This is a genomic window from Devosia salina (assembly GCF_019504385.1).
Lineage (GTDB): Bacteria > Pseudomonadota > Alphaproteobacteria > Rhizobiales > Devosiaceae > Devosia > Devosia salina.
In genome coordinates, this window is sequence record NZ_CP080590.1 from 729,334 (window position 1) to 753,220 (window position 23,887).

18 protein-coding genes are annotated in these 23,887 nt (G+C 62.7%); 13 read left to right on the plus strand and 5 right to left on the minus strand.

The annotated features are described in order from the left end of the window. Nucleotides 1-26: 26 nt before the first annotated feature. Entirely contained in the window at nucleotides 27-1,085 is a 1,059-nt protein-coding gene (locus tag K1X15_RS03515; RefSeq protein ID WP_220306105.1) for an ABC transporter ATP-binding protein, read from the minus strand. Nucleotides 1,086-1,423: 338 nt separating this feature from the next. Here K1X15_RS03515 and K1X15_RS03520 point away from each other — a divergent pair, with 338 nt between their 5' ends. The 7 genes from K1X15_RS03520 to K1X15_RS03550 all read left to right on the plus strand — a co-directional run bounded on the left by K1X15_RS03520 (nucleotide 1,424) and on the right by K1X15_RS03550 (nucleotide 10,515). After that, on the plus strand, nucleotides 1,424-2,824 hold the full coding sequence (locus tag K1X15_RS03520) for an ABC transporter substrate-binding protein (RefSeq protein WP_220306106.1): 1,401 nt from the start codon (nucleotides 1,424-1,426) through the stop codon (nucleotides 2,822-2,824). 137 nt (nucleotides 2,825-2,961) lie between these two features. Continuing rightward, a complete protein-coding gene (locus K1X15_RS03525; protein WP_220306107.1) occupies nucleotides 2,962-4,923 on the plus strand; it encodes an ABC transporter permease in 1,962 nt (653 codons plus the stop codon). Continuing rightward, nucleotides 4,920-5,672, plus strand: a complete 753-nt coding sequence (locus K1X15_RS03530; protein ID WP_220306108.1) for a FadR/GntR family transcriptional regulator — start codon at nucleotides 4,920-4,922, stop codon at nucleotides 5,670-5,672. The genes K1X15_RS03525 and K1X15_RS03530 overlap by 4 nt, the downstream gene beginning before the upstream one ends. A 95-nt stretch (nucleotides 5,673-5,767) precedes the next feature. Continuing rightward, the gene (locus K1X15_RS03535) at nucleotides 5,768-6,904 is read left to right on the plus strand and encodes a sugar ABC transporter substrate-binding protein (RefSeq protein ID WP_220306109.1); all 1,137 of its coding nucleotides are present in this window, start codon (nucleotides 5,768-5,770) and stop codon (nucleotides 6,902-6,904) included. Nucleotides 6,905-6,973: 69 nt separating this feature from the next. Further along, nucleotides 6,974-8,500, plus strand: a complete 1,527-nt coding sequence (locus K1X15_RS03540; RefSeq protein ID WP_220306110.1) for a sugar ABC transporter ATP-binding protein — start codon at nucleotides 6,974-6,976, stop codon at nucleotides 8,498-8,500. 5 nt (nucleotides 8,501-8,505) lie between these two features. Then, a complete protein-coding gene (locus tag K1X15_RS03545) occupies nucleotides 8,506-9,543 on the plus strand; it encodes an ABC transporter permease (protein ID WP_220307419.1) in 1,038 nt (345 codons plus the stop codon). A 9-nt stretch (nucleotides 9,544-9,552) separates the two neighbouring features. After that, nucleotides 9,553-10,515, plus strand: coding sequence for an ABC transporter permease (locus K1X15_RS03550; protein ID WP_220306111.1), 963 nt, complete (start codon nucleotides 9,553-9,555; stop codon nucleotides 10,513-10,515). A gap of 31 nt (nucleotides 10,516-10,546) precedes the next feature. Here K1X15_RS03550 and K1X15_RS03555 read toward each other — a convergent pair whose 3' ends face one another. Continuing rightward, nucleotides 10,547-11,704 (minus strand): mandelate racemase/muconate lactonizing enzyme family protein, encoded by a 1,158-nt coding sequence (locus K1X15_RS03555; RefSeq protein WP_220306112.1) that lies wholly within the window; start codon nucleotides 11,702-11,704, stop codon nucleotides 10,547-10,549. Between the two features lie 46 nt (nucleotides 11,705-11,750). Next, entirely contained in the window at nucleotides 11,751-12,497 is a 747-nt protein-coding gene (locus K1X15_RS03560) for a ribonuclease activity regulator RraA (RefSeq protein WP_220306113.1), read from the minus strand. A 186-nt stretch (nucleotides 12,498-12,683) separates the two neighbouring features. Here K1X15_RS03560 and K1X15_RS03565 point away from each other — a divergent pair, with 186 nt between their 5' ends. Beyond that, on the plus strand, nucleotides 12,684-14,045 hold the full coding sequence (locus K1X15_RS03565; protein ID WP_220306114.1) for a mandelate racemase/muconate lactonizing enzyme family protein: 1,362 nt from the start codon (nucleotides 12,684-12,686) through the stop codon (nucleotides 14,043-14,045). A 16-nt stretch (nucleotides 14,046-14,061) separates the two neighbouring features. Here the strand turns inward: K1X15_RS03565 and K1X15_RS03570 are convergent, their stop codons facing one another. Further along, nucleotides 14,062-15,093 carry a LacI family DNA-binding transcriptional regulator gene (locus tag K1X15_RS03570; RefSeq protein WP_220306115.1) on the minus strand — a complete coding sequence of 344 codons (1,032 nt, stop codon included), beginning with the start codon at nucleotides 15,091-15,093 and terminating at the stop codon, nucleotides 14,062-14,064. A gap of 194 nt (nucleotides 15,094-15,287) precedes the next feature. Here K1X15_RS03570 and araD point away from each other — a divergent pair, with 194 nt between their 5' ends. The 4 genes from araD to K1X15_RS03590 all read left to right on the plus strand — a co-directional run bounded on the left by araD (nucleotide 15,288) and on the right by K1X15_RS03590 (nucleotide 19,866). Beyond that, the gene (gene araD / locus K1X15_RS03575) at nucleotides 15,288-17,030 is read left to right on the plus strand and encodes an L-arabinonate dehydratase (protein WP_220306116.1); all 1,743 of its coding nucleotides are present in this window, start codon (nucleotides 15,288-15,290) and stop codon (nucleotides 17,028-17,030) included. A 15-nt stretch (nucleotides 17,031-17,045) separates the two neighbouring features. Continuing rightward, nucleotides 17,046-17,945 carry a dihydrodipicolinate synthase family protein gene (locus tag K1X15_RS03580; protein WP_220306117.1) on the plus strand — a complete coding sequence of 300 codons (900 nt, stop codon included), beginning with the start codon at nucleotides 17,046-17,048 and terminating at the stop codon, nucleotides 17,943-17,945. Nucleotides 17,946-17,957: 12 nt separating this feature from the next. After that, the gene (locus K1X15_RS03585) at nucleotides 17,958-18,668 is read left to right on the plus strand and encodes a ribonuclease activity regulator RraA (protein WP_220306118.1); all 711 of its coding nucleotides are present in this window, start codon (nucleotides 17,958-17,960) and stop codon (nucleotides 18,666-18,668) included. Nucleotides 18,669-18,798: 130 nt separating this feature from the next. Further along, on the plus strand, nucleotides 18,799-19,866 hold the full coding sequence (locus K1X15_RS03590) for a LacI family DNA-binding transcriptional regulator (RefSeq protein WP_240549651.1): 1,068 nt from the start codon (nucleotides 18,799-18,801) through the stop codon (nucleotides 19,864-19,866). Here K1X15_RS03590 and K1X15_RS03595 read toward each other — a convergent pair. Continuing rightward, nucleotides 19,863-20,885 carry a LacI family DNA-binding transcriptional regulator gene (locus tag K1X15_RS03595; RefSeq protein ID WP_220306119.1) on the minus strand — a complete coding sequence of 341 codons (1,023 nt, stop codon included), beginning with the start codon at nucleotides 20,883-20,885 and terminating at the stop codon, nucleotides 19,863-19,865. The two genes, K1X15_RS03590 and K1X15_RS03595, sit on opposite strands and share 4 nt — an antisense overlap. A gap of 195 nt (nucleotides 20,886-21,080) precedes the next feature. On the opposite strand from K1X15_RS03595, the gene K1X15_RS03600 reads away from it, so the two are divergent. Further along, nucleotides 21,081-23,861, plus strand: a complete 2,781-nt coding sequence (locus K1X15_RS03600) for a glycoside hydrolase family 2 protein (RefSeq protein WP_220306120.1) — start codon at nucleotides 21,081-21,083, stop codon at nucleotides 23,859-23,861. Nucleotides 23,862-23,887: the final 26 nt, after the last annotated feature.

The window sequence follows — 23,887 nt, forward strand, 5'->3', positions numbered from 1 at the left end:
AGAACCGGTCTTCCGTGACGACCCGGTCAGCGGGCCAGGCGTTTTCCGCTATCGGGGTCGAAGAGGTGAACCTGTTCACGGGCGATGCCGATCCCGATCATGTCGCCGGGATTCATGGGGATGCGCTCCCGAAATATGCCCACCAGTTCCTGATCGCCCAGACGCAAGGCGACTTGCGTCTCCGACCCGGTCGGCTCGACAACCAGGACCTCTGCCTGAAGCCCATTGGGATCGAGCCGGAGATGTTCCGGCCGAATCCCAAGCTTGACCGAGCCCTGATGCAAGCTCGCCGCGTCGGGCGACAAGGGAATGGCGGTGCCATCGGGCATGGTGAATGTCGCACCGACCAGCGATCCGTCCAGGATATTCATGGCCGGTGACCCGATGAATCCCGCGACGAACAGATTGTTGGGCGTGTCATAGAGGTCGAGCGGGCTACCGATCTGTTCCACGTAGCCGGACCGCATCACCACGATCCGGTCCGCCATGGTCATGGCTTCGATCTGGTCATGCGTCACATAGACGGTCGTGGTGCTCAGGCGCCGATGGTTCATCTTGATTTCGCTGCGCATCTGCACCCGCAGCTTGGCGTCCAGATTGGAGAGCGGTTCGTCGAACAGAAACACCTGAGGACTGCGCACGATCGCTCTGCCCATGGCGACACGCTGCCGCTGCCCGCCGGACAAGTGCCGCGGGTAGCGCTCCAGATAGGATTGCAGGCCAAGCACTTCGGCCGCGCTGGCGACGCGCGCCCTGATTTCATCCTTGGGCACTCGCGCCAGCTTGAGCGAGAACCCCATATTCTCTTCGACCGTCATGTGGGGATAGAGCGCATAGGACTGGAACACCATCGCGATGTCCCGGTCCTTGGGCGCGAGATCGTTCACCACCTGGCCGCCGATCTCGATCTCGCCGCCGGTAATGTCCTCAAGGCCCGCAATCATGCGCAGCAATGTCGACTTCCCGCAGCCAGAGGGCCCCACGAGAATGACAAATTCTCCATCGGCAATGTCGATGGAGACGCCGTGCAGAACTTCGAGGCTACCATAGTTCTTTCGTACGTCGCGGATCGTGACTGCGCCCATCTGTCCCCTCCCATGCAATCCTTGCCGGCGATCTGCCGCGGCCCCGGCGGTGTGTCCCCGCCCTTAGGCACCGGCCCGGCAGGCCTGGCTTTGCTATGTAGTCCACAGATTGCGCGTGAACAAGCATTTTGTCCGACAATATGTTGACGGATAGCTTTGATGGGCATAATTGTCGGCATATTGATCGCCAATGCTGGGACAAAAGAGAGCGTGGCGGTGAATGCGGGGCGAGGGAATTGGCCCCGGCAGGGAGGACCTGGCAGCCGTTGGCAATGATGTGCCCGCGCCCTGAGGCGTGCGGACGCCGGTCGCATGTTCCACTGGAGGAGACTGGAACCATGTCGTCAAACAAGTTTACTCGGCGTGACGTATTACGGGGTGGCAGTGCTGCGGGCCTGGGTCTGCTGGCAGGCAGCCAAGGCTTCCCGGCATTCGGGCAGGATGCGCAGCCCGAAATGGACCTGCCGACCGGCAGCGCCGGCAAGCTCACGGTCATTCATCGGACGGAATATTTCGAGGAGGCGCAGAACCTGTTCCGGGAAACCGTGGCCGGGTTCGCCGCGGACAACGGTGTCGAACTCGACATTTCGACCACCAATCCGGAAGCCTTTGGTGACTTCCTTGGAAAGATGTCGGCGGCCGTGCGCGCGGGCAATCCGCCCGACCTGGCCTATACCAGCAATGTTTCTGTTCCGCAGATGCAACTGCTGGGCCTGCTGGAAGACGTCGATGACGTCGTCGAGGAAGCCATCAGCCGCTATGGCAATGTCATGCAGGGCATCAATGCTGAAAAGTCCGGCAAGATCGACGGTCGCTGGGTCGCTATCCCCTTCATCGCCAACACCACGGGCACCTTCTTCCGAGGCGACAAGCTGGCGGAAAAGGGTATCGACCCGCAGACCCTGGATACCTGGGAAAAGCGCCGCGAGGCCGCTCTTGCCATTTCCGATCCCGACAATGGCTTCTGGGGCTGGGGCCTGACGGTCAACCAGTCCGGCGACGGCTGGGGCGTGGCTTCGGGCATCCTCAATGCCTTCGGCGGCCACTTCACCGATGCCTCGGGCACCAAGGTCGAATTCGACTCGCCCGAGACGGTTGCTGCCTACGAGTTCGTCCGTGAAACTTATGATCGCAATGGCAAATACGCGGCCATGCTGCCGCCGGGCGTCGAGAGCTGGGGCGACATCTCCAACAACGAGGCCTATCTCGCCGGCAGCATCGGCTACACGCATAACGCCTTCTCGGTCTATGCGGCGGCCAAGCGCGACAACAACCCGGTCTTCCCTGGCACGGTGCTGCTCCGCCAGCCCAATGCGAACAATGGCGATAGCCGCGACGGTGGCCAGGTCGGCGGTTGGCTGACGATCTTCAAGGGCGCGCCCAACGCCGACCTCGCCAAGAAGCTGGCGCTCGATCTTCTCGATCCGGCCAACTTCACCCCGATGTCGTCGGTTGCCGGTGGCCTGTTCATGCCGGCCTACGAAAACCTCTGGACTCCCGAACTGATCGCGGCCGACCCGAACTTCGCGATCATCAAGGATCAGGTCAGCGTGCCCGAGCCGTTCATCGGCCCGTCCTGGCCGGCACAGCCTGCCGCGCAGATCGACGCCATCCGGGCACAGGGCATTCTCGAACAGTCCATGGGCAATGTGATTGCCGGGCGCATGACCTCGCAGGAAGCGGTCACCGATGCCCACAACAAGATCGTTCAGCTCTTCGAAGAAGGCGGCATCATGTAGCTGGTCCGAATGGCCGGCGGGCCGGCGAAAGCCGTCCCGCCAGGTCGTTCATTGCTCATGCATTGCGCCGCTCCGGCGGCGCAATTGCCAACTTTTGTTCGACCGGGCCGCTGCGGCGCCCGGGATGGAGTTCAGGCATGGAAGACCGGATGACGCTGGCCGTTGGAGCGGCAAAGCCGCAAACGTCACGCAAGAAGTATTTCGAGAGGCTTTTCGGGCCCGACTGGAAGGTCGGACAGCTCTTCGTGCTGCCCATGGTGCTGATCATGGCACTGCTGATCTTCTGGCCCTTCGTCAATGCCATCTTCATCAGCACCACCTCCTTCAATTTCCTGACCGGTGAAACCAACAGCGTCGGGCTGCGCAACTACCAGCGCCTCTGGACCAACAGCGATTTCCTGCTCTCCATGCAGAATACGCTCGTCTTCACCTTCTGGTCGCTGCTCTACAAGTTTGTCGTAGGCATGTCGGTGGCCCTCATCCTGAACAGCCGCCTGCCATTCAGAAGCCTTCTCAGCGGCATCATGCTGTTGCCCTGGATCGTGCCGGAGATCGTCACCGCACTGGCCTGGAAGAGCATCTACGATCCCATGTTCGGCGGCCTGAACCCTATCCTGCAGGGAATTGGCGTCATCGATCGACCGCTGGGCTGGCTGTCTGACCCCAACATGGCCATGGGCTCGATTATCTCGGTGAACGTCTGGAAGGGCATACCCTTCTACGTGCTGCTGCTGCTCGCCGGCCTCAAGGCGGTCGACCGCGAACAGATCGAGGCGGCACAGGTGGATGGCGCCAATGCTGTCGAGCGCTTCCGCCACGTCACCCTTCCAAGCCTGCGCTACGTCATCGTGGTGACCATGCTGCTGTCGTTCATCTCGACCTTCAATCAGTTCGGATTGCCGTTCCTCATGACGGGTGGCGGACCGAGCGGAGCAACAAAGCTCTATTCCATCCTCGCCTACGAGAAGGCCATCGGTTCGCTGCAATACGGCCCCGGCATCGCGATTGCCTTTTCGGTCGCGCCTTTGATGGCCATTCTCATCTGGCTCCTTGCGCGTTTCATGCGGCATGACGACAAGCGCGATGGCGGTTTTGACGCGCGGCCGGGCATCGCCGACCGGCTGGTGGCGCTTGGGGGCAAGGGCGTCAACCTGCTGCTCGATATCGTGTTTTGGCCCATCCAGCTCGTCTTTTCCGGCTTCGAGGCGCTGATCCGCCGGGTGCGGCGCGCGACGGGCAGGCCGGAGACGCGGCCGCTGACCAGCACGGCTGTCCGCCGCGAAGTCGGGCCATGGCTGCGCGTGCTTCTGCTCCTGCCGGTTTTGATCTTCGTGGCCTTCCCCTTTTACTGGATCGTCACCACCTCGCTCAAAACGACCGAGCAGATCAGCCAGCGCCAATCCATCTTCTGGCCGCAACCGGCAACACTGGAACAGTACCGTTCGCTGGTGCAGGACACACCCTTCCTCACCTGGCTGCTGAATTCCGCTTTTGTGGCGGCAGCGGCCACCGTCATCTCGGTTTCGCTGGCGGCGTTGGCGGCCTATGCCCTGTCGCGCCTGCGGTTCCGAGGCGCGGGCGTCCTGACGACGCTGCTGCTGATCACCTACCTGCTGCCGGGCACTCTCCTGTTTATTCCGCTCTATCAGACGCTGAACTCGATGGGGTTGATCAACACGCACGCGGCGCTGATCGTGACCTACCCGACCTTCCTGTTGCCTTTCGCAACCTGGGTGCTGATGGGCTATTTCCGCTCCATCCCGGTGGAACTGGAGGAAGCGGCGCTCATTGATGGCGCCAGCCGGTTCTATATCTTCTGGCGCATTACCCTGCCGCTTGCGGCCCCGGCCATTCTCTCGGTGACGCTCTTTGCCTTCACCAACGCCTGGAACGAGTTCCTCTTCGCCTTTGTGTTCATTACCTCCGAGTCCCTGCGCACCCTGCCCATCGGACTGCAGTCACTGGTGGTTGGCGACATCCTGCCCTGGGGCAAGTTGATGGCGGCATCGCTCCTGACCGCAGTGCCCGTTGCCGTGCTCTACGTCTATGCGCAGCGTTTCCTGGCCGAGGGCCTGACTGTCGGGGCGGTAAAGGGATGAGTGCCAAACGGTCGGCGGAGGCGGCAGTCGGCTCTGCGCGCGCCAGGGTGAACCCGGCGCCTTCGGCCGTCGACGCCATGGTCAGCAATATCAGGGCCCTGATTACCGACGGCGGCCTGAAGGTCGGTGACAGCCTGCCGACGGAAAAGGAACTCTGCGAACGGTTCGACGCCGGGCGCAATACCGTCCGCGAGGCCATGCGCATCCTCAAGGCCTATGGGATTGTCTCTGTGCGGCCCAAGGTCGGTGCGACCTTGATCGATGACCGCATGGAGCGGGCACTGGACCTGTTCTCGTTCAACACGCTCGAGATATCGCGCCGCACATTCAATGATATCCAGGGTTTCAGGAAGCTGATCGAAGTCGGCACGGTCGATACCCTTTTCGACAACGTGCAGCCGGACGATATTGCGGCCCTGCGCGAAATCAATGCGCAATTGCGGCACGCTCCGACGATTTCCGACGCATCCGAGCAGGATTTCAGGTTTCACCTGCGGCTGGTCTCCATTCTCAACAATCGTGCCGTCCGCGACGTCTACCGTATCATGAAGCCCGTGATCATCCGCATCATGGAACGCGCCAAGCAATTGCGCGACTTCAACGAAGACACGTTCGAACAGCATTCGGCCATCGTCGATGCGCTCGAACAGAAGGACCGCATTCACTACCAATACGCGCTCGTGTCGCATCTGGAACTGGGACTTTGGGCCTTCGAGGAGGAGACGAGGCCCGAACAGCAGGCCGTGTAGGCCTTTGCTGCACCGAATGTGCGGGCCGCCCGACCCATACGGGGCCCGGCCGCCCGGACATAGCGTCGTTGAGACGTTTGAGAGGGAGGACGACTATGAAGACCATCAGTGTTGCATCACTGGTTGTAGCGGGCATGCTCGCATCGACCAGTCTGACGATCGCCGGTCCCGAAGTTGTGTCGGGACCCGGGGCCGATCCCACTTGCTTTGCGCCATGGAGTGCAGAGACCAAGTTCCTGCAATGGCCTGCCCAGGAAGGACCATACCGCATCGCCGTGGTCAATGGGTTCGTTGGCAATACCTGGCGCATCCAGATGATCAAGACCGCCAAGGCTTTCGCCGAAGATCCGGCCATCAAGGACAAGATTGCCGAGTTCAAGGTGGTCTCCACCGGCACGGACGCCCCCGCGCAGCTCGGCGCCATCGAAGACTTCATCAACCAGGGCTTTGATGCCATCGTCACCATTGCGGTATCGCCCGATGGTTTCGACCGTGTCATTCGGCTGGCAGACCGTGAAAACGTCGTGTTGGTGCCGTTTGACAACGTGCTCGACACCGACGCGGTCATGCAGGTCAACGAAGACCAGACCGAGATGGGTCGGAAATGGGCCCAATTCATCATCGACGAGCTTGCCGCCCAGGGCAAGACGGGCGGCAAGATCCTCGAAGTGCGTGGCCTGGCCGGCAATTCCGTTGACCGTGATCGCTCCGCGGCCATTCACGACACCTTCGCCGCCAGCGGCGGCGATTGGGAAATCGTCGAGGTCGTTGGCAACTGGGACGATGGGACGGCCCAGAAAGTGACGGCCGATGCCATAGCGGTCCATGGCCAGTTCGACGCTGTTGCGGCACAGGGTGGCACGACCGGCGTGGTGCAGGCGCTTATCGATGCTGGCCACCCGATGGTGCCGATCGCCGGTGAATCCGAAAACGGCTTCCGCAAGCTGGTTGCCGAACGTTCTGCGGATGGCCTGAAGGGCATTTCCATCGGCCAGTCGCCCGGCCTTGTCGCGATTGCCATGAAGGCGGCCGTGTCGGCCCTCGAAGGCAACGTCATGCCGCAGCTGATTTCAGTGCCGCTGCCGGTGGCGACCTATGACCAGCTCGAGGACGGCACCAACTATTGGTCCGACCTGCCGGACAACTTTTTCACGGTCAATGAATTCCCGCCCTGCGGCGTGAATATCTCGGGTCCGGCGATCATGTCGCAGTCCGAGGCCGACGTGAACTGAGTTGAGCGGGGCGGCGCCACCCGCTGGCGCTGCCCCATCCACGTGCTGGTCCTGGAGCGCCCAAGCCTGATGTCAGCCCAACCTTTTCTTCAGCTTGCCGGGATCTCCAAGCATTTCGCGGGGACTCGCGCCTTGGAAAATGTCGATTTTGCCTGCGAGCGCGGGACCATTCACGGCGTTCTGGGCGAAAACGGCGCCGGTAAGTCAACGCTGATCAAAATCATTGCCGGCGTGCTCAAGCCCGATAGCGGTTCAATGCAGATCGATGGGCAATTTGTGGAATTCTCGAGACCCTCCGAGGCCAACGCCGCCGGGGTGGTCTGCATCTTCCAGGAACTCTCTCTGGTCCCGGACCTGACGGTGGCCGACAATATCTGCCTGGCCACGCCCCCGCGCCGATTGGGCATGATCGATCGCCGGGCCCAGCGCGAGTTCGCCGAGGCTGTCCTGGCGCGGATCAAATGCGAGGATGTGGACCCCAATACCCTGGTGCGCGACCTCTCGCTGTCGCGGCGTCAGATGGTCGAAATAGCCAAGGCTCTCGGCAAGTCACCTCGGCTGCTGATCCTGGACGAGGCAACCTCGGCCCTGACCCGGAACGACGTTGAAACAGTTTATGAGCTTCTGGCCGATCTGCGGCAGGAAAACGTCGCCAGCCTGTTCATCTCTCATCGCATGAATGAGGTGGAGCGCCTGTGCGACACGCTTTCGGTGTTCCGCAATGGGCGCCATGTCGAGACCTTTGCCAAGGGCAGCAGGACGGACAGGGACGTCGTTCGGCTGATGATCGGGCGCGAGGTCGATGCCCAGTTCCCGCCCAAGCCTGCCGCCATGGCGCGGCCGCCGCATTTGAGCGTCGGCAATCTGGTCTGGGAGAACCGCCTCAAGGGCGCGACCCTGTCCGTGGGCAAGGGCGAAATTGTCGGTCTGGGTGGGTTGGACGGTCAGGGTCAGAAGGAGCTGATGCTGGCCCTTTTCGGCGTTCTGCGTGGCGTGGAGGGCAGGGTTGATGTCGGCGGCGTTGGCGGCGCGCCTTCTTCTCCCGCGACGGCAAAACGCGATCCGCGCCGCATCTGCCTTGTCCCCGAGGATCGCAAGACCGAGGGCCTGATGCTACCCATGTCGATTGCCGACAATCTGCTTGCGGCGTCCTATTCGCGCGTCTCCGTGGGGCCGTTCATCAACCCAGGCCAGGAGCGCAAGGCGGTCGATGCCGCGATTGCCAAGCTGCAGATCAAGGTCGGCTCGCCGCAGGATGCCGTGGCGACGCTTTCCGGCGGCAATCAGCAGAAGGTGGTCATCGCCAAATGGCTGATGACCGATCCGGAGGTCATCCTGCTCAACGATCCGACGCGGGGCATCGATGTTGGCACCAAGCAGGAAATCTACCGGCTGATGCGCCAGCTCGCCGACGAGGGCAGGGCCATTCTCTTCTATTCCACCGACTATGCCGAGCTCATCGGCTGCTGCGACAGGGTGGCGATCATGTATGACGGCGCCATCGTCGCAGATCTGACGGGTGCCGACATCAACGAGGAGGCAATCGTCGGTGCCTCGCTGAACATTGGCACCAGAGCTCCGGAGGCCGTGTCGTGAGCAACATGACCTCCCTTGGCACTGCCATGCGGCAGAACCGCGGCTTTTACGGTGCAGTCGTTCTGCTCGCTGCGTTCTATCTCCTCTACAATTTGCTGCATCCGCGCGGCTTTTCGACCGCGGTGCTGATCCAGAACGCCAATGAATCGGTGGCAATTGTCTTCGTTGCTATGGCGCAGACTATTCCGGTCCTGCTCGGCGGACTGGATCTGTCCGTGGGGGCCGTCATGACGCTGGCCGCCTGCATCGCATCGGTGCTGGTCAATGGTTCGCCGCTTCAGATCGTCTTCGGCATGGTCGTCACCCTGGCAGCAGGTACGGCGTTTGGATTGTGCAACGGTCTCATCGTCGTCTACGGACGTCTGCAGCCGATCATCGCGACCTTGGCCACCGGGGCCATCGCCATGGGTTTGGCGCTTTTCATCCGGCCCAAGCCGGGTGGCGATATCGATGGTGATCTCAACTGGGCGCTCACCAATTCCCTCTGGGACTTCGTGGACACCTATGGCCTCTTTGACCCGGACACCGTCTGGTTCGCGCCGGTGTCCTGGATACCGGTGCCCTTGCTCATAATCGTAGTGTTTGGCGCCTGTGTCTGGTTGCCATTCCGGCGGACCGTCATCGGCCGGACCATCTATGCGACTGGGTCGGCGGAGGGCGCGGCCTACATGTCCGGATTGCCGATCGACCGCGCCAAGATTGCCGCCTTCACCCTCGCGGGGTTCTTCGCCGCCTGTGGCGGGCTCTATCTGGCGATCCAGACGGCTTCGGGCAATGCCGACATTACCCAGGCAGGAGCCTATACGCTCAATTCCATCGCGGCTGTCGTTCTGGGGGGAACGTCGCTGCTTGGCGGGGTGGGCGGCGCCATCGGTTCAATCATCGGGGCGCTGATACTGCGCGTCATGTCCTTCTACTTCCGCATCCTCTCGATTGACCCCTTGCTGCAGCCTCTGGTGGAGGGGGTGGTGCTGCTCGCGGCCGTCAGCCTGGGGGCGTTTCGCGTGTTGCGGATCAAGAACCGCCTCGAACTCTTCCGCTAGGAGAACGCCATGCAGACCGCTCTCTCGCGCCTTCGACCGGAAGACAGGCCCGTGTTCATTTCGGCCGGCTTCATCGTCGTCATCCTGATACTGGGCACGGTCTATACGCTCGCAACCCAGGGCACCGCGCCACTGTTCTCTCCGAACTATCTGCTCCAGCAGCTCCAGACAGGGTCTTTCCTGGGAATCGTCGCGGCCGGGATGATGATGGTCATCCTGCTTGGCCATATCGATCTGTCCGTGCCCTGGACCCTTGCAGCCGCAGCGATGATGGCCACCGCCGTCGGCGGTGACCTCGCGCTGCCCACCGGCATCGCCGTGGGCGTCGCCGTGGGGCTGGTCAACGGCCTTGGCGTCGCCTATCTGCGCATTCCCTCGATGATCTTCACGCTTGGCGTGGACTCGGTCATGCGCGGGCTCATGGTCTGGCATACGGGAGGCTTCGCCCCGCAGGACAAGGCAACGCCGCTGATGCGCATGCTGGCGGCAGAAAAGCTGTTCGGCGTGCCTCTCGCCATCTTCGTGTGGGCAGCGGTGTCGCTTGTCATCGTGTTGTTGCTGACCCGCACGGCATTCGGACGATCGGTCTATGCGACCGGAAACCGCGAGGCTGCTGCCTACCTCTCGGGCATCAGGACCCGCTGGGTGATCGTGGGTGCCTTTGTTGCCTCAGGCGTCTGCGCGGCCATCGCTGGCATCCTGTTGGCGGGCTATTCCACCAAAGCCTATCAGGGCATGGGCAATGCCTACCTGCTGCCGGCCATTGCCGCCGTGGTCATCGGCGGTACGCGGATTCTGGGCGGGCAGGGGCGTTATGTGGGGACGCTGGTTGGCGTCACCCTGATCGTCCTGCTCAATTCGGTGCTCTCGATCATGCAGATGCCCGAAGCCGGACGGCAGGTGATCTATGGCAGCGTGATCATCGGCATGCTTCTGGTCTATGGCCGCGGGAGCCGCAATCTGGGGGGATAGGTCCCGACGCCATGCGCCAGGACCGTCCCGATCAGGCGAACCACGTGGTTCCAGGATATTGGTGCGCCCTCGCAACCTCTTCATTGAGTTCCAGCCCGATCCCGGGTCGGTCGCTCAGGGCGATCTTGCCGTTCTTGATGATTTCGCCGCCATCGGTGATCGTCGACCAGTAGTCGCGATGGAACCAGTGGAATTCCAGCACCAGGAAATTGGGAATGGTGGCGCAGACATGCGCCGATGCCATGGTCCCGATGGGCGAGGACACGTTATGCGGCGCGAAGGGGATTGAATAGAGATCGGCCAGCTCGGCGATCTTGCGGCACTCCGAGAGCCCGCCGCATTTGGGAATGTCGGGCATTATGATGTCCACCGCCTGCTGTTCGAGCAGCTTGCGAAAGCCATGCCGCAGATAGAGGTTTTCGCCGGCGCAAATCGGGGTCGAGGTGCTGCGGGTGATCTCGGCCATCACGTCGATATTCTCGGGCGGAATGGGCTCTTCGAGCCACATCAGCTGCAGATGTTCGAGATCCCGGGCGAGGCGGATGGCGCTGTGCTTGTCGAGCCTGGTATGCAGGTCACAGGCAACCTCTACTCCCTTGCCGGCGGCCTTCACCACCATCTCGGCCAGCTGCACCATGCGGTCGTGCTCCCATTTATTGGGAGTCATGTTGAACCTGTCCTTTTCATACCAGCCGGTCTCCGTGCCGGTATGGCCATAGGCGCGGATATCGAGATCGACCTTGAGCGCAGTGAAGCCGGCCGCCAGCACCTGGTCCACCTCGGCCTGGACCTCGTCCATATTCATGCCGGGTGACACTTCGCAGTCGCAATAGACGCGGATGTCGTCGCGAAACTTGCCGCCCATCAGTTCATAGATCGGCACCTTGAGCGCCTTGCCCTTGAGGTCCCAGAGCGCAATCTCAATGCCGGTCAGCGCTGTGATCAGCGCGCCGGCAAAGCCGCCTTCGAACACCAGGCTGCGGCGGATCTCCTCGAAGATCGCGTCGATGGCGAAGGGATCGCGGCCGATCAGCTTGTCGGCCAGTTCCTGCTGGATGATCGCTATGGCCTGGTGGCCACCATGGACGCATTCGCCGAGGCCTGTAATGCCGGCGTCTGTTTCGATGCGAACCCACAAATGCATGCAATGGCCAGTCGTGGCGGCCGTCTTGACCGATGTGATCTTCACAATGCTCCCCCCGAGCGTGTGGTTATTGTTTGGTCCCGGCCGCCAATCAGCCGGGTTTGACCGGGTTCAGCCGGCGCCAGGCCTCGTATTCCTCCTGGGCATCGGGATGCAGTGGATAATAGCGTTGCAGCGGCTCGCCCTGCATCAGCTTCATGCGGGAGAATTCTTCCCATTCCGCGTGCTTGTGGCCGTCTTCGATGACCCGTTCGGCCATGGATACCGGCACCACCACGGCGCCGTCGTCGTCGGCCACGATGATGTCGCCCGGCACCACGGTCACCCCTCCGCAGGCGATCGTCACGTTCACGGCATAGGGGTAGATGTCGGTCTGGACGTGGTAGTTCGGAGACCATCCCCTGAGCCAGAGCGACAGGTCGAGCTTTTCGACATTGGGTCGATCGCGCATCACCCCGTCGATAATGATGCCGGCCCCGCCGCGCCCTTTGAAATAGGTGGACATCATGTCCCCGAAGATACCCGAACGCATGTCCCCGCGCGCATCCACGACGACAACGTCCCCCTCCTGCACGTGATAGAGGACGTGCCGATGCAGCTGCGTTTCGGGATCGGCATATTCGCCTTCGGTAAACAGGTCCGGCCGCTGCGGCAGGCACTGCAAGGTCAGCGCAGGGCCGCAGATGGCCTTGCCCATTGTCTGGGGCAGGATGCCGGTCATGTGCGGATTGCGGAAGCCCAGATGCCCTAGCGTACCGGCAATCGTGGCGGCGCCGAGCCCCCTCAGGCCTTCGATCAGATGCTTTGATGGCCGGTTGATATCGGCAGTCTTGATCATGTTGTTCTCCCCTCTATCTGCTACCATACCAGCTCAAAATCGGGCTGTCGTTCTGCGGCTTGCAGCGAGTGCGCAAAATCGCGGTCGCTTTCGCCCGAACTATGTAGTCGAGGGTCTGGAATTGCCCGGTAGCGAAGCGACGCTGCTTCAGCTTGCGAGCCGGGGGCCAAAACGGGGGAGGATTTCATGGACGCCGACAGGGCTGCTGAGACAATCGAAACCAATGTCCGGACCGCCTCACGACCGAGCGATTTGCGCATTACCGACCTCAGGGTCGCCGAGATCGAAGGGGCGCCATTCACCTCGGCTCTGATCAAGATCTACACAAATCAGGGCCTTGTCGGGCTCGGCGAGGTCCGCGATGGCGCCAGCGCCACTTACGCCTTGATGCTCAAGTCCCGCCTTCTGGGCGAGAACCCCTGCGATATCGATCGCCTGTTCCGCCGCATCAAGCAATTCGGTGGTCATGGCCGGCAGGGTGGGGGCGTTTCGGCCATTGAAATTGCGCTGTGGGACCTCGCTGGAAAGGCCTATGGGGTGCCCATCTACCAGATGCTGGGCGGCAAATTCCGGGACAGGGTTCGCTGCTACTGCGACACGGACGCCGAAAAGCCCAGTGGCACCGAGACGGGCAAGCGGCTCAAGGCGCGCATGGAGATGGGCTTCACCTTCCTCAAGATGGATCTGGGCCTGATGCAGATCGCCGACATTCCCGGCGCTGTTGTCGCGCCGGCCGGATCGCTGGAAGGCTATCGCGTTCACCCCGGTCGCGGCCCTGCGCGCTCCATGGAGGAGCGGCGGACCCGAAATGCGGTCTATGACACCCACAATGTCCGGCACCCGTTCAGCGGACTGCACTTTACCGACAAGGGGTTGGACCTTCTCGAACAGTATATCCATGAGGTGCGGGACGTCATCGGCTACGACATCCCGCTCGCCATCGACCATGTGGGGCACATTTCTCTCCAGAACGGCATCCGATTGGCGCGGCGGATCGAGAAATACGTCCCAGCCTGGCTCGAGGATGTCATTCCCTGGCAATATACCGAGCAATATCAACAGCTTCAGCAGGCCACCACGGTGCCCATCTGCACGGGCGAAGATATCTACCTCAAGGAGGGCTTCGAGCCCCTGCTCAAGAGCAACGGCGTGTCCATCATTCATCCGGATCTGTTGACGTCGGGCGGCATTCTCGAAACCAAGAAGATTGGCGACATGGCCCAGGATCACGGCGTGGCCATGGCTATCCACATGGCCGAAAGCCCCATAGCTGCCATGGCCGCCGCCCATGTGGCGGTTGCGACGGAAAACTTCATGGCGCTGGAATATCACTCTGTTGAAGTCGACTGGTGGGATGACATCGTGACCGGGCTTCCCAAGCCGCTTGTCAAAGACGGCTTCATCGAGGTTCCGGACAAGCCCGGGCTGGGCATTGACGATGTGGTCGATGAGGTCATCAGCCAGCATCTGCAGCCAGGCGTTGCCGGCATATGGCAGCCGACGGATCACTGGGACGACGAATATTCGTGGGATCGGACCTGGAGTTGATGGTGTCGGCCCCGGCTCAGGTCGAGGAGCGGGGAACCAGTTCAAAGCCGACATCATGGACCGCCTGCAGGTCGGTACTGGCCGCAAAGCGTTCCACCAATGCCCTTGCGGCGACCTGGCCGAGCACTTGCCGGTCGATGCGGATGCTGGTGAGGGCCGGTTCCATCAGGGCGGCAAATTCCTGGTCGCCGAAGCCTATGACCGCGACATCCTGGGGCACTTTGAGGCCACGCGCCTGGGCTTCGATCAGGACGCCCTGGGCAAACTGGTCAGAGCTGCAGAACAGGAGTGTCCCCGGCTGCAGTCCCCGATCGAGCAGGCTCGACAATGCTTGTCGGCCAAGACCAAGCGTCGCGGAGGTGGTGTAGTCGATGCCACCAGCGATACTCCCGCCGCGCTTGGCGAAGCGAGCAAGGAAAGCGTCGCGGCGACGCACCGCCCGCTCGTCGCCGGCAGTAATGGTGGCGGCTATGCGATAGCCAGCATTGAATGCGAAGTCTGCAGCCGCATGCCCCGCATCGACATGGGAGAAACCGACGCAGCAATCGATGGGCGTATCGGAGATATCCCAGATTTCCACCACGGGAATGCCGGCGTTGAGCAGCATGCGCCGGGCGCCGGCACTGTGTCGCACGCCGGTCAGCAGGATGGCATCGGGCCTGCGCGAGAGATGGGTGGCGATGGCCTTCTCTTCCCGGTCGAGGTCGAACCCGGTCTCTGACAGCATGATCTGATAGCCATGCTCCCACATGATGTCCGAGAAGGCATGCAGCATGCTCGAATAGACGATGTTGGTGACCGAGGGCACGAGGGCCGCAATCAGGTTCGACTTGCTGGAGGCCAGCGCCCCGGCGACGGCATTGGGAACAAAGCCGGTCCGCGCGATGGCATCCTGGATGCGCTGCAGCGTTTCAGGGGAGACTTTGGAGGGCGAGGACAGGGCCCGCGACACCGTGACCTGCGACACACCCGCCAGCCGTCCCACTTCGGCCATGGTCACGCCACTGCCTCGACGAATCTGCGCTGGGTCCCGGGTGCGGTTTGCCATGCAATGCTCTTACCGAATGCCCGAAGGGGCGCAAAGGGTCATGCTTGTTTCGACGGCATTATGTATTCGCTTTCATCATTGCGCGCCATGGGCGACATATTTGCCTTAGGGTAGGCCTATGATTTCGGGTCACGCCGCTCGTTGACAGCCTCTTATGTATGCGCATACACATCAACTCGATTGCGGAGGAACCCATGACCGAAAAGTCGCGTAAAGATCCCGCCACATTGCGGTCGGCCCGGTGGTTTGCGCCGGACGATTTGCGCAGCTTCGGGCATCGCTCGCGCCTCATGCAATTGGGCTATTCGGAAGCCGATTTCGCGGGCAAGCCGGTGATCGGCATCCTCAATACCTGGTCTGAGCTCAATTCCTGCCACAGTCATTTTCCGGAACGTGTTGAAGCCGTGAAGCGCGGCGTCGCGCAGGCCGGGGGTCTCGCCGTGGAGCTGCCGACCCTGTCTGTGGATGAGAGCTTCACCAAGCCGACCTCCATGCTCTACCGCAACATGCTGGCCATGGAGACCGAGGAAACGATCCGTTCGCACCCGCTCGATGGCGTGGTGCTGATGGGTGGCTGCGACAAGACCACGCCGGGCCTGGTCATGGGCGGTATCACTGCCGGTGTGCCGATGATCTATCTGCCTGCCGGTCCCATGCTGCGTGGCAATTATGCCGGTCAGGTGCTTGGTTCGGGATCCGACGCCTGGAAATATTGGGACGAACGCCGCGCGGGCAATGTCAGCGACGAGCAATGGCGCGGCGTGCAGGGCGGCATAGCGCGTTCGGCCGGCGTCTGCATGACCATGGGTACTGCCTCGACGATGACGGCGATTGCCGACGCCATGGGGCTGACCCTGCCGGGCGCCTCATCCATCCCGGCTGTGGATTCGGCGCATGCCCGCATGTCGGCCGATTGCGGAAGGCGGATTGTCGATATGGTCTGGGAGGAGTTGACGCCAGACAGGATCGTGACCGAAGCCGCGGTACGCAACGCGGCCATTGTCGCCATGGCCACGGGCTGCTCCACCAATGCAGTCGTGCATCTGATCGCCATGGCGCGCCGGGCAGGGGTGGAGCTGTCACTTGATGATCTGGACGCACTGGGCCGCAATACCCCACTCCTCGCCAATGTCCGGCCATCGGGCAAAGGCTATCTGATGGAGGACTTCTATTTTGCCGGGGGACTGCTGGCGCTGATCAGGCAGATCGCCGATCGCCTCGACACCAGCGTGGTCACCGCAAATGGCAGGACGCTCGGCGAGAACATCGCCGATGCGGTTGTCTACAATGACGACGTCATCCGCCCACTCTCCAACCCGGTCTATCATGAAGGGTCGCTCGCCGTGTTGCGCGGCAATCTCTGCCCCGACGGCGCCATCATCAAGCCGGCCGCCTGCGACCCGAAATATTATGTGCATGAAGGTCCGGCGCTGGTCTTCGACAGCTATCCGGAGATGAAGAAGGCCATCGACGACGAAAACCTCGCGGTGACACCCGATCACGTGCTGGTGCTGCGCAATGCCGGGCCGCAGGGCGGTCCGGGCATGCCCGAATGGGGCATGCTGCCCATCCCCAAGGCGCTGATCAAGCAGGGGCATCGCGACATGCTGCGCATTTCCGATGCGCGCATGTCCGGCACCTCCTATGGCGCCTGCGTGCTGCACGTGGCCCCGGAAAGCTTTGTCGGCGGTCCGCTGGCATTTCTGCAGACGGGCGACATAGTCCGGCTCGACCTTCCCAATCGACGGCTCGACATGCTGGTGGCCGAAGAGGAGATCGACCGCCGGCGTGCCGCCTGGACGCCGCCTGCGCCCCGCTTCGAGCGGGGCTGGGGCTGGATCTATTCCCGGCACGTCACCCAGGCCGACAAGGGTTGCGACTTCGACTTTCTCGAACGCGATTTCGGCCGGGCCGCCGGCGAACCCGACATCTTCTGAGCAAGGGGTTTCATCATGACACTTACCCTGGATCAGGCCCTGACGGGCATTTCCGGCATTCTGGTTACGCCCTATGACGACAAAGGCGACGTCGCGCCGGATCGGCTGGTCCCCATTCTCGACCGCGCGCTTGGCGCCGGGCTGCACATGCCCGTGGTCAATGGCAATACCGGAGAGTTCTACGCCCTGACCACCGAGGAAGCCTCCACGATGGTGCGCGAAGTCGTGCGCCTGGTGGCCGGTCGCGCCCCGGTGCTGGCCGGCATCGGCCGAGGCATCCGCGACGCCACGGCGCTCGCAAGGGTATCGGCGGAGGCGGGCGCGACCGCGCTCATGGTCCATCAGCCGCCCGACCCCTTCGTCGCCCCCCGCGGCATTGTCGACTACCTCAAGGCCATCGCCGACGCGTCGGGCGGGCTGCCGATGATGCTCTATCTGCGCAATGACGCCATTGGCACGAGGGCCATTGCCGATCTCTGCGCCCTGCCGCAGGTCAAGGGTATCAAATGGGCGACACCCAATCCGCTGAAGCTGGCCGAGGCCAAGGCCGCCTGCGATCCGTCGCTGGTCTGGGTCGGCGGACTGGCGGAAATCTGGGCGCCCGCCTTCTATGCGGTGGGTGCACGCGGCTTCACCTCCGGGCTGATCAATGTCTGGCCGGAGCGCTCCCTGGCCATCCATGGCGCGCTCGAGGCGGGACGGTACACCGAGGCCAATGACCTTATCGCCGGCATGAAGGCCTTCGAAGAGATACGCGCCGAGGAAATGAACGGCACCAATGTGACCGGAGTGAAGGCCGTTCTGTTGGCGCTCGGTCGGGACTGCGGACCGACGCGTCCGCCTTCTGCCTGGCCGCTGACCGCGGCCCAGCAGGCGAAACTCGACGCCTTCATCACCCAGAACCAGCTGACTTAGGAGGTCTTCGACATGGACAAGGTCCTTCGCGACAAGCTCATGACCGTTTCAGTCGCAACCCTTGCTACTGCCCTGTTCAAGCGCGGCCTGCGCAATCAGGTCATCCAGGGGGTGCATCCGGTCAGGGCCAAGGGCGTCAACATGGTCGGCCCTGCCTACACACTGCGCTACATTCCGGCTCGCGAGGACCGCAATCAGCTGAGCGAGTTCCGCAATCCGCAACACCCGCAGCGCGTCGCGGTGGAGACCTGCCCGGCCGGGCACGTTCTGGTGATGGACAGCCGCAAGGATCCGCGCGCTGCCTCCGCCGGTGACATTCTCGTCACGCGGCTGATGGTCCGCGGGGTCGCCGGCGTCGTCACCGATGGCGGCTTCCGCGATGCCGCGACGATCGGCACGCTGGACATCCCGGCCTATCATACCCGCCCTTCGAGCCCGACCAACCTCACGCTGCATGAAGCGCTCGATCTCAATGTTCCCATCGGCTGCGGCGACGTGGCCGTGTTCCCCGGTGACATTCTCGTCGGAGACGACGACTGCGTCATCGTCATTCCGCAGGCCATTGCCGGCGAAGTTGCCGACGAGGCGGTCGAGATGACGGCCTATGAAGATTTCGTGGTGGAGAAAGTCAAAGCAGGCACGCCTGTGATCGGCCTCTACCCGCGGACACAGGACCACTTCGTCGCCGAGTTTGAAGCATGGCGTCGCCGCGAAAACCGCTAGGGCCGTTTCGGTTTCCGCTGCCCATTCTCGTGCTGTCGCGGAGAGCAAGACAATGCTAATTGCGCGTGCTAATAGTTATTAGCCAGTATCAACTCCGCAGCCGCCCATGCCGCCCTCCAAGACCGCATCTATGTCCAGACGCCCTGCGCTCAAACGCCAGCCCAGGGCGCGCCGCGTCACCATGACCGATGTGGCGCGTGAGGCAGGGTGTTCACAGGCCACCGTGTCATTTGTGCTCAACGCCGTCCCCGGTATCCGCCTCTCGGCGGACACGAGACAACGTGTTCTCGAGACGGCAAGGCGGTTGGGCTATGGAGAAGCGGCGCCGAAGGCACGGCCGGACGCGCGCCCGACCCGTCGCGCCCGGCGGATTGGCTTTATCGTCGACCAGATCGCGACCAGCCCGGAGGCCGTTCAGGCGATTGACGGGATCACCCAGGCCGCCAAGGAGCAGGGCGATCTGGTCTTCGTGGCCCAGAGCGAGAACGACGCAGACACCGAGTCCGACCTGATCGCGGCCTTTGTGGACCAGGGTGTCGTCGCCTTGGTCTACATGACCATTTTCACCCGCGAGGTGGAGTTGCCGCTGGCTTTGCGCAATCTCGGCATACCGGTCTATCTGCTCAACTGCTACACGACCGGCATGACCCATGCGGCTGTCGTTCCCAGCGAAATCGCCGGTGGCCAGCGCGCCACCCACCATTTGATTACGCAAGGGCATCGGCGCATCGCCACCATCACGGGCGAAATCTGGATGGAGGCCGCGCGGGACCGGCTCAAGGGCTATCGACGGGCCCTGGCAACTGCTGACATCCCCTTCGACGACAGCCTGGTCTTTAACGGCGACTGGTCGGCGAGTGCGGGATATGACGCGACCCGGCGCATCCTCGCCCTGCCCGAGGTGCCGTCTGCCATCTTCTGCCAGAATGACCGCATGGCCATCGGGTGCTTCGAGGCCCTGAAGGAAGCTGGGCTCGACATCCCCCGCGACATGTCGGTCGTCGGCTATGACGACGAGGAGATCGCTCGGCATCTGCACCCGCGGCTGACCACCACCATCCTGCCGCATCGGGCCATGGGGCGATGGGTGATCGAACAGATGCTGGAGGCCGAGACGGACGAGCGCCATTCGCTGACCAAGCTGGAATGCCCATTGGTCGAGCGCGATTCGGTGGCGCCGCCACGCGCCCTCGGCTAGGCCTTAGGCGGCACTATGGATTGCCGCCCGATGAACTCGCATTCGATCTTGAGCTTCTGCAGCCGTTCGTCGGCGTCGATGCCTTCGAAGTCATCGAGCAGTTGATTGACCGCCCAGCGTGCCATTTCGTCATGGGGCAGGACCAGCGTGGAGAGGGGCGGGTTAAGACTGGCCGCGATGTCCTCGTCGTCAAATCCTACGATGGAAATATCTTCGGGAATGGATAGTCCGAGCTGGCGGGCAGCCTCGTAGCAGCCCATCGCCATCCGGTCGCAATAGCAGAAGACGGCAGTCGGCCGATCTGGTCGCGAAAGCAGTTCGAGCGCCCGCTCTCGCCCTGCCTTCACGCTCCAGCCCCCAAGCGTCACAAGGCTTTCATCCACAGCCAGGCCGTGCCTTTCCATGGCCTGGCGAAACCCCTTTTCTCGATCCACGGCCGCTTCGACTATGTGCTCGCCCGCCAGATGGGCGATACGCTTGTGACCCGCCTTGATCAGGGCCTCGGTGGCCGTGTAGCCCCCGACAATGTCTCCCGGGACCGCCGACGGGTAGCGCACCCTGCGCTCGTAGCAATTTAGAAGCACCAGCGGCAGTCCGGCAAAATGGTCCGGAATGGCAACCTCTCGGGTGATCAGCGTGGCATAGATGGAGCCGATGGCATTCTGCGCAACCAGCATGTCCATGGCGGCGCGCTCCAGCTTCGCGCTGTTGCCCGTGCAGAACACGGCGACGGCCACATCCTGCAGGGCCGCCTCGTCACGTGCCCCTTCCAGGAATGGCGCCAGGAATGGGGTCGTCGAGACCTCATCGATGAAGAGGCCGATGACGCGCTGCCGTCCGGCCGGAACCGGATGGGCCGCGCCGCGCCGATATCCCAGTTGCTCGGCAGCCTCCTCGACGCGCCTGCGCGTGGCTTTAGAGATGCGGGCATTGGGCACGCCATTGAGCACCAGCGAAACGGTGGCCTGGGACACGCCAGCCAGTTCCGCCACGTCATGCATGGTTGCGCGCTTTTCCACATCCCCTCCATCGCCACCGGCCACCCGCTTCTAATGCATAAACCCCGTCTCCTGCCAGCTTTTCGCGCCCGTGAGATCGCATGACTCGACGGAATTCCCCGCGTGAAATTGCATCACCGCGCACCCTCTTGCCAAAGCCGTAGAAAAGGTAATACGGTGCTAATAATATAACTAATAGTGCTTAGGGTGGAGATTATGAACTTGGGCAATGCCGCAACCTCCGTGTCGGCTGACGCGTCGCGGATGAGCTTGTCGCTCGATGGGGTCTGGCAGTTCCGGCACGAGGGTGGCCCCTGGCGCGATGCGCATGTGCCACAGCCCTGGCAGGCCGAGTTTTCGGATCTGGTCGATACGTTCGGGCGTGCCATTTACAAGCGCAGCTTCACCCTGCCGTCCGGTTGGGAGGGGCACGATCTGGCATTGCGGTTCGGTGCCGTCAGCTATTTCTGCGAAGTCTTCCTCAACGGCGAGACGCTGGGCAGCCACGAAGGCGCCTTCCTCCCTTTCGAATTCGCCGTTGACGCTTCAATCCTGCGCGCGACCAACGAGATTGAGGTGAGGGTGGCCCTGCCTTCGGCCGATCACCACGCCTTTCCCGAGTTTCCTTTCGCCGAGGTGCCGCACGGCAAGATCTCCTGGTACGGGCGGATCGGTGGTTTGTGGCAATCCGTTTCACTGGAGGCCCGCGACCGGCGGCGGCTCGAAAGCGTCGTCATCGAGGCAGGCATGGATGGCGTGTTGCGCGCCAACCTGGCGTTCTCCGATGCGGCGAAGGGTCTTGCTGCCAATGTGGAAGTGCGCGACGCCGACGGAACTGTGGTGGCGCAAGCCGCAATCACGGCCGATGGCCGCTTGCCGGTAGTCCTTCATGTGCCCGGCGCCAAGCTCTGGGATGTGGGCCAGCCCAACCTCTATACCCTCGCGGTAAATCTGGCCGACGGTATCGATGTGCATGAGGAAACCTTCGGCTTCCGCACCGTCACCACCGCCAATGGCCAAATTCTGCTTAACGGCAAGCCGGTCTACATGCGCGGAGCGCTGGACCAGGACTACTACCCCGACGGCATCTACACCCCGCCTTCGCTTGAATTCCTAGAGGACCAGGCGAGAAAAGCCGTCGAACTCGGCCTCAATACGCTGCGCTGCCATATCAAGGTGCCCGACCCGCGCTATTACGACGTGGCCGACCGCTTTGGCCTTCTGGTGTGGACGGAAGTCCCCAATGTGCAGAGCTTCACTGCTGACTCAGCGCGCCGCATGCGCGAGACCATGGTCGGCATTCTCGCCCGCGATCGCAATCATCCCTCGATCATCGCCTGGACGCTGATCAACGAGGACTGGGGCACGCGCCTCGTCGAGAATGCGGAGCACCGGCAATGGCTAAAGCAGAGCTATGACTGGCTCAAGGCCGAGGACCCCACTCGGCTGGTGATCGACAACTCCGCCTGTTTCCCCAACTTCCACGTCAAGACCGACCTCAACGACTACCATTACTACCGCTCGGTTCCCGAGCGTCGGCAGGAATGGGATGATATCACCGCCCAGTTCGCGGCAGGTGCCGATTGGACCTTCTCGCCGCTGGGCGACGCCGAGCGGCGGGGCGACGAGCCGCTGATCGTGTCCGAATTCGGTGTCTGGGGCCTGCCTGATCCGGGCAAATTGCGCCGCGAGGACGGCACGGAGCCGGACTGGTTCGAGACCGGATCGCTCTGGGGCGACGGCGTGGCGCTGCCGCATGGCGTCGAAGAGCGCTTCGGCGCACTCGACATGGCACGCACCTTTGGCAGCTTCCATGGCTTCATCGAAAAGGTCCAGTGGTACCAGTTCATGAACCTGCGCTACCAGATCGAGGAAATGCGGCGCTATCCCTCGATCATGGGCTACGTCATCACCGAGCTGACGGATGTGCACTGGGAGGCCAATGGGCTGCTCGACATCGAGCGCAATCCCCGTGTGTTCCACGATGTCTTCGCCACCATCAACACCGATATTGTCATCGTCCCGCGGCCGGCGCGATACGCGGCCTGGGCCGGCGAAGACCTCGATCTCGAACTCAGGATTGCCACGGGCGGTCTGTCCATACCGGCGGGCGCGCGACTGACCTGGCGCGGCGGGGTCAGCGGCTCTCTGGAGGTGCCCGCGACCGGTCCCGTTTCCGTGGCCGATCTGGGCAGGACGGCCATTCGCATGCCCGACGCTGCGACAAATGAAATGTTGACCATCGAATTCGTGCTCGAAGCCGATGGCGAAGTTCTGGCGCGCAACAGTTGCGACATCGCGCTTTACTCCCAGCGCAAGGCGGCGGGCCTTTCCTCCATCGCAACCGCCGACGCCGATCTCGCAGCCTACGCCAGCGGCCTCGGTTACCGGGTGGTGCCGGCATCCGAGGCCGACATTGTCATTACGCACGCCGTCAATGGCGACGACGTCGAAGCCATCAAGGCCGGCGCCCGCTATGTGATCCTGGCGGACGGCACGGTCCGGACGAACAACAATCTGCGCACCGACATGCCGGACGGGGAACTGCCACATCGCTCCATCGTCGCCGATGGCAGGCAGTTTCGCCCGAGCCTCGACCAGCACCTGCCAGGCATCAGCCTCGTGGAGCGCGACGGGACAATCTGGCGGGGCGATTGGATAGCAGGTTTCTCCTGGATCCGGCGCGACGGGCACTTCTCCAATATCCCGGGCGGCCCGCTCTTCGACCTGAGCTTGTCCGGCGTGGTGCCGCACCACCTGCTCACCGGGTTCCGGCCCTGGGAGTTCGGCAGCAACGTGATTTCCGGGATGGTCTGCGGCTGGGTCCACAAGCCTGCGGCCATTATCGGGCAGAAGCGCGTCGGCCGCGGCGGGGTGGTGGCGACGACATTCCGGCTGACGCGCGAGGCACCGGGCGCCGATCCGGTGGCGGCGGCCCTTCTCGACGCCATCGTGGCGACAGCGGCGGACCTGCCGGTGGATCGGGGAGCGATCTAGAAACCAGTCCCTGACCGCGCCGCATC

Coding starts and splice junctions, on each gene's coding strand:
- K1X15_RS03585 (WP_220306118.1), top strand. CDS start 17,958: ATGGACAAGGTCCTTCGCGACAAGCTCATGACCGTTTCAGTCGCAACC.
- K1X15_RS03540 (WP_220306110.1), top strand. CDS start 6,974: ATGTCAGCCCAACCTTTTCTTCAGCTTGCCGGGATCTCCAAGCATTTC.
- K1X15_RS03535 (WP_220306109.1), top strand. CDS start 5,768: ATGAAGACCATCAGTGTTGCATCACTGGTTGTAGCGGGCATGCTCGCA.
- K1X15_RS03550 (WP_220306111.1), top strand. CDS start 9,553: ATGCAGACCGCTCTCTCGCGCCTTCGACCGGAAGACAGGCCCGTGTTC.
- K1X15_RS03580 (WP_220306117.1), top strand. CDS start 17,046: ATGACACTTACCCTGGATCAGGCCCTGACGGGCATTTCCGGCATTCTG.
- K1X15_RS03570 (WP_220306115.1), bottom strand. CDS start 15,093: ATGGCAAACCGCACCCGGGACCCAGCGCAGATTCGTCGAGGCAGTGGC.
- araD (WP_220306116.1), top strand. CDS start 15,288: ATGACCGAAAAGTCGCGTAAAGATCCCGCCACATTGCGGTCGGCCCGG.
- K1X15_RS03560 (WP_220306113.1), bottom strand. CDS start 12,497: ATGATCAAGACTGCCGATATCAACCGGCCATCAAAGCATCTGATCGAA.
- K1X15_RS03565 (WP_220306114.1), top strand. CDS start 12,684: ATGGACGCCGACAGGGCTGCTGAGACAATCGAAACCAATGTCCGGACC.
- K1X15_RS03520 (WP_220306106.1), top strand. CDS start 1,424: ATGTCGTCAAACAAGTTTACTCGGCGTGACGTATTACGGGGTGGCAGT.
- K1X15_RS03545 (WP_220307419.1), top strand. CDS start 8,506: ATGACCTCCCTTGGCACTGCCATGCGGCAGAACCGCGGCTTTTACGGT.
- K1X15_RS03525 (WP_220306107.1), top strand. CDS start 2,962: ATGGAAGACCGGATGACGCTGGCCGTTGGAGCGGCAAAGCCGCAAACG.
- K1X15_RS03530 (WP_220306108.1), top strand. CDS start 4,920: ATGAGTGCCAAACGGTCGGCGGAGGCGGCAGTCGGCTCTGCGCGCGCC.
- K1X15_RS03590 (WP_240549651.1), top strand. CDS start 18,799: ATGTCCAGACGCCCTGCGCTCAAACGCCAGCCCAGGGCGCGCCGCGTC.
- K1X15_RS03515 (WP_220306105.1), bottom strand. CDS start 1,085: ATGGGCGCAGTCACGATCCGCGACGTACGAAAGAACTATGGTAGCCTC.
- K1X15_RS03600 (WP_220306120.1), top strand. CDS start 21,081: ATGAACTTGGGCAATGCCGCAACCTCCGTGTCGGCTGACGCGTCGCGG.